At 65.2% G+C, this 4,757-nt stretch carries 3 protein-coding genes; 1 reads left to right on the plus strand and 2 read right to left on the minus strand.

Annotation, left to right across the window (positions count from 1 at the left end):
- Positions 1–537: 537 nt before the first annotated feature.
- Both WDW90_RS35020 and WDW90_RS35025 read right to left on the minus strand, forming a co-directional pair.
- Complete coding sequence (locus WDW90_RS35020; protein ID WP_336492338.1) at positions 538–1,884, minus strand: cation:dicarboxylate symporter family transporter; 1,347 nt, start codon at positions 1,882–1,884, stop codon at positions 538–540.
- 105 nt (positions 1,885–1,989) lie between these two features.
- Positions 1,990–3,357, minus strand: a complete 1,368-nt coding sequence (locus WDW90_RS35025) for a class-II fumarase/aspartase family protein (protein ID WP_336492340.1) — start codon at positions 3,355–3,357, stop codon at positions 1,990–1,992.
- A gap of 122 nt (positions 3,358–3,479) precedes the next feature.
- Between WDW90_RS35025 and WDW90_RS35030 the strand changes: the two genes are divergently transcribed.
- Entirely contained in the window at positions 3,480–4,205 is a 726-nt protein-coding gene (locus WDW90_RS35030; RefSeq protein ID WP_336492342.1) for a GntR family transcriptional regulator, read from the plus strand.
- The last annotated feature ends 552 nt before the right edge of the window (positions 4,206–4,757 follow it).

Consider the following 4,757-nt stretch of genomic DNA (forward strand, 5'->3'; position numbering starts at 1 on the left):
CTGCGCGGATTATTGCCCAAATGATCAGTCGTCATTCGGGAATATCCAGGTTGCGAAAGGATGATTGCAGACCGCCCAGATTGTGCCGGAGTTCACCGGTGCCTCAGCAGTCGAGGTGGTAAAAAGCACGGATCTCCGGCCGGTACTGTGACCCGCATCACAATGAGATCTTCGATCGCTGCCGCGACGGATCTGACCCGATCGGCCGCATTCGACAAAAACCCGCCGGAATGTCCGGCGGGCGAAGTCTGTCCAGGAAAATGCGCCGAGCGATCGGAATGGCGATCCTCTCAAATGCAGCTGGGCGGGGACTAATCCGGGCTGACATGCGGAACCGTGAGCCAGGTCACGGCGGCCACAGAGCGGAACGCCTGCCGAGGCACGCCTCAACGAACAGGATTACGGTCCACACCGCTCATACGGGGCGCGCCGTCGCTGACTGAGCGTTATGAAGCCTTGTGGCGCTTGGCCTGCACATGGTGGCACCGGAGACATGCAGGCAAGCCTGGTCCAGAACCTGCTCGACCGGCGCAACTTTCAAGCAGCCCCGGCCCGCTCCGCCTGCAACCGGGCGAACGCGTCACGCGCCATTCCCTCGTCGAACTCGCCCGCAAGCTTCGCCGTCACGACCGTCGCAACGCTGTTGCCGATGACGTTGGTCGTGGCGATGGCGATCGACATGAAGCGGTAGACGCCGAACAGGATCGGCAGACCCTCGAGCGGCAGCACCCCGGTTGCCGCCACGGTGGCTGCAAAGACCACGAAGCTGCCGCCCGAGACCGTCGCCGCCCCCTTCGAGGTGAGCAGCATGACGGCCAGGATGCCAAGCTGCTGACCGAGATCCAGCGGCACATGGTAGGCGTTGGCCAGGAAGATCACCCCCATCGACATGTAGATCGAGGTGCCATCGAGGTTGAATGCGTAGCCGGTCGGCAGCACGAGGCCGACGCTTTGCCGCGTGCAGCCGTAGGTCGGCAACTTCTCGAGGAGCCGCGGCAGCACGCTCTCGGACGAGGCGGTGCCGAGCACGATGTAGATCTCTTCGCGGATGAAGTTGAGGAACTGAAACAGGTTGATCTTGAACACGGCCGAGATCATGCCGAGCACGACCACGATGAAGACGATCACCACCGCGTAGAAGCTCAGGATCAGGTAGATCAGCGACAGGAGTACGTTGGCGCCGCTCGATCCCACTGCGAAGGCCACCGCACCGAACGTGCCGATCGGCGCGGCCAGCATGATCAAGTGAATGAACTCGAAGAAGGCGTCCGAGATCTTCGTGAGCCCGTTCTCGATCGGCTGGCGCTTCTCAGACGAGAGGTGCAGGAGCCCTGCGCCGAAAATCAGAGCGATGACCAGCACCTGCAGCAACTCGCCCCGGGCGAAGGCGCCAATGAAGTTGTCGGGGAAGATGTTGAGGATGAAGTCGAACGTCGAGTGCGGAGCCGCCGCGCCGGAGGGAGCCTTGCCTTGCGCGAGCGTCGCCGTGGTCGCGTCGGCCATCCCCTTGCCGACACCGAGCAGGTTGCCGGCGAGCAGTCCGACCGCCAGCGCGATCGAGGAGACGATCTCGAAGTAGAGCATCGCGATCAGGCCGACCTTGCCGACGCGCTTGAAGTCGCCGGCCGAGGTCACACCGACGACGACGCAGAGGAACACCAGCGGCGCCACCGCGGTCTTGATCAGGCGCAGGAAGATGTCGCCGAGGATCTTGAGCTGGACGGCGATGTCGGGGAACAGGAACCCGGCTGCGGCGCCGAGCACCATGGCGACGACGATCTGAAAGCCGAGGTTCGTCCAGATCGTCTTCTTCGACTTCGCATGGGATGGTGAGGTGGGCTTTGCCTGAGGCAAGGCGGTCGGCTCGCTGAGCGTCGTGGGCATGGTTTCCTCCGAAGGGTTGCGACGACCAGGCACTCTTCTTTGTTGCCGCCGAGCATGTGCCCGGCGGCCCTGGTGCCTCAGGTCAGGAGACGTTGAGCCGCGGCGTCAGCGCCGGGACGATGCCAACACGCGGTCGACCATCTGCGGGGCGGCACCGAGGTAGTTGGCGGGATCGGTCAGCCGCTCGATCGCAGCGCGGTCGAAGTGGGCGGTGACCTCGGGCACGTCGGCCAGGGCCTCGGCCAGCGTGCCGCCCTGCTCGTTCACGACGCGGCAGGCGGCGTAGACGAGATCGTGCGCCTCCTGCCGGCCCGTGTAGGGCGCCAGCGCCATCATCGCGGCCTCGGCCACGATCAGGCCGCGGCTGATCCCGAGGTTCTCGCGCATCTTGGTCTCGTCGACGATGAGGCCGCCGAGCGCGAACTTGGCCTGGTGTAGCGCCCCGGCCGTCAGCACGAAGCTCTCCGGGATGGCCATCCACTCGGCGTGCCAGGGACCCGTGGCGCGCTCGAAATCCTGAATCATCGCGTCGAGCATCAGGCCGGCGTGCTGGCGCACGCCCTTAGAGGCGGCGAGCATCAGCTCGGAGGAGATCGGGTTGCGCTTCTGGGGCATGGTCGAGGACGCGCCGCGTCCGGTGACGAAGGGCTCGTAGACCTCCGCGAACTCGGTCGAAGCCATGATCATGATGTCGAGGGCGATCTTGCCGAGCGAGCCGGTGATCAGGGCGAGCAGGTTGACGGCCTCGGCAAAACCATCGCGGGCGACGTGCCAGGTCGAGGCTGGCACTCCGAGCCCGAGTTCGCGGCAGAAGGCCTCCTGCACCGCGAGGCCGTCCTGGCCCAGCGAGGCCAGCGTGCCGGCCGCACCCGCGAACTCGCCCACCAGCACACGCGGCTTGAGCTGCTCCAGGCGCTCCGCGTGGCGGTCGAGCATGGCCAGCCAGATTGCGGTCTTGTAGCCGAAGGTCACCGGCAGCGCCTGTTGCAGGTGGGTGCGCCCCGCCATCGGGGTGTCGCGGTAGCGCCGCGACAGGCCGGCCAGGATGCGGCGCAGCTCGGCGATGTCGGCCGCCACGATCTCCAGCCCGTCGCGGACCTGGAGGACATTGGCCGTGTCCATGATGTCCTGGGTGGTGGCGCCCCAGTGCACGTAGCGTCCGGCCTCGCCGCACTGGTGCACGAGCTGATGCACGAGCGGCAGGATCGGGTAGCCGACATTGTCGGTCTCGCGACGCAGGAGATCGAAGTCTAGGCTCTCGAAATCGCATCGCTCGGCGATGATCACAGCCGCATCCTGGGGGATCACGCCACAGGCCGCCTCCGCTTTCGCGAGAGCGATCTCGACCTCGATGTAACGGCGGATGAGGGCCTGATCGGAGAACACCACCCGCATGGCCGGTGTGCCGAAGGCGTCGCGGAACAGGATGCTGTCGATGACGGTGGTTGCGGCCGGGAAAGCGGATTCGCTCATGGTTTCCTCCGCACGCCTTTCGCGGCGCGCTATTATGTACGGACATTAATGGGGTACTTTATGTTCGGACATAAAGTCAATATGATCGAGCTGTCGCCAACCGCACGGTGCGAGACGAGACCATGAGTGACACGCTGTATGCGCAGGTTGCTCGGGACCTGACCGAAGGCATCGCGAGCGGTCGCTTCCCGGTCGGCTCGACCCTGCCGAAGGAATTGGACCTGTGTGCGCATTATGGTGCGAGCCGGCACACGGTGCGGGCGGCCATCCGGGAGCTTCAGGACCTTGGCCTCGTCACCCGCAATAAGAAGGCGGGCACCCGGGTCGAAGCCTCTGCGCCGTCTGCCGGCTACCGGCAGCCCCTCACCTCCGTCGAGGATCTCATCCAGTTCGGCGCCGCGCACATTCGCGAGGTCCGCGAGATCGCGGAGGTCGAGATCGCGCCCGCGTTGGCGGCGCATCTCAGCTGCCCGGCTGGCTCGCGCTGGCTGAGGATCTCCAGCTTCCGACGCGACAGGAAGCGGGGAGCTGCGCCGGTCGGCTGGACAAACGTGTATACCGATCCTGCCTATGCCCCGATTGGAGAGATCGTGCGGGCTTCGCCCGATGTGCTGATCAGCACCCTGATCGAGCAGCACTACGGCCGGCGCATCGCCGAGATCCGTCAGGACGTTCAGGCGGTGCTGCTTTCCCCGGAGGAGGCGACGCTGCTACGAGGCGAACCGGGTGCACCAGCCCTGCGGATCCTGCGGCGCTATCTCGACTCGGCCGGGAATGCTGTCGTGATATCGGACACGCTCCACCCCGCCGATCGCTTCACCGTCTCACAGCGCCTGCGGCGGGCGTAGTGTATCGGCGTGGTCGCTCTTGAGGGGCCTTTGAACTACGCGGCGATCGGTGCACGGAGGTCTGCGCCTTTCAGTCCAATAGGACTTTGCCATATGGACCGTTCCAGGGCCACCGAGAGCCCGTTCCAGACGATGCTCCTGCGATTTGGAACGGGCGTGCGTGGCCCGTCCAAGAGCCAAATGGAACGGCCACGCATCGAGCGCAGGGCTCGTGCTGTCACGGAAGGGTCTACCGTTGTGCGACACCGATCTGTGACAGCCGAGCCTACGTCACGAACTGGTCCGAACCGGCGTTTTATGACGGGCCGCGCTGCAACTCTGAAACCTTATGTGACAGAACCCGCTCGTGTTGCCGACCAGCGGGATCGCCAATCGCATATCGCTTTGGGGGCGAAACGTGCGCGGCCGGGACCGGCGAGCCGTTGAGGCTAGATTTGGCTCAAGCGGCGGCTGGTGATCCTCCCCCGTTTTTGTGGACACGGAGGTTACGTTGCCCAGCGCTGCTCGGCCTGCTCAGGCGTACGGTACCCGAGGGCTGAGTGGAGGCGCTGT

It is taken from the genome of Methylobacterium nigriterrae, from assembly GCF_037106235.1.
Classification (GTDB): domain Bacteria; phylum Pseudomonadota; class Alphaproteobacteria; order Rhizobiales; family Beijerinckiaceae; genus Methylobacterium; species Methylobacterium nigriterrae.

What these genes read in the sequence shown, in the direction of transcription:
- WDW90_RS35020 (WP_336492338.1), bottom strand. Translation starts at nt 1,884, where the DNA reads ATGCCCACGACGCTCAGCGAGCCGACCGCCTTGCCTCAGGCAAAGCCC.
- WDW90_RS35025 (WP_336492340.1), bottom strand. Translation starts at nt 3,357, where the DNA reads ATGAGCGAATCCGCTTTCCCGGCCGCAACCACCGTCATCGACAGCATC.
- WDW90_RS35030 (WP_336492342.1), top strand. Translation starts at nt 3,480, where the DNA reads ATGAGTGACACGCTGTATGCGCAGGTTGCTCGGGACCTGACCGAAGGC.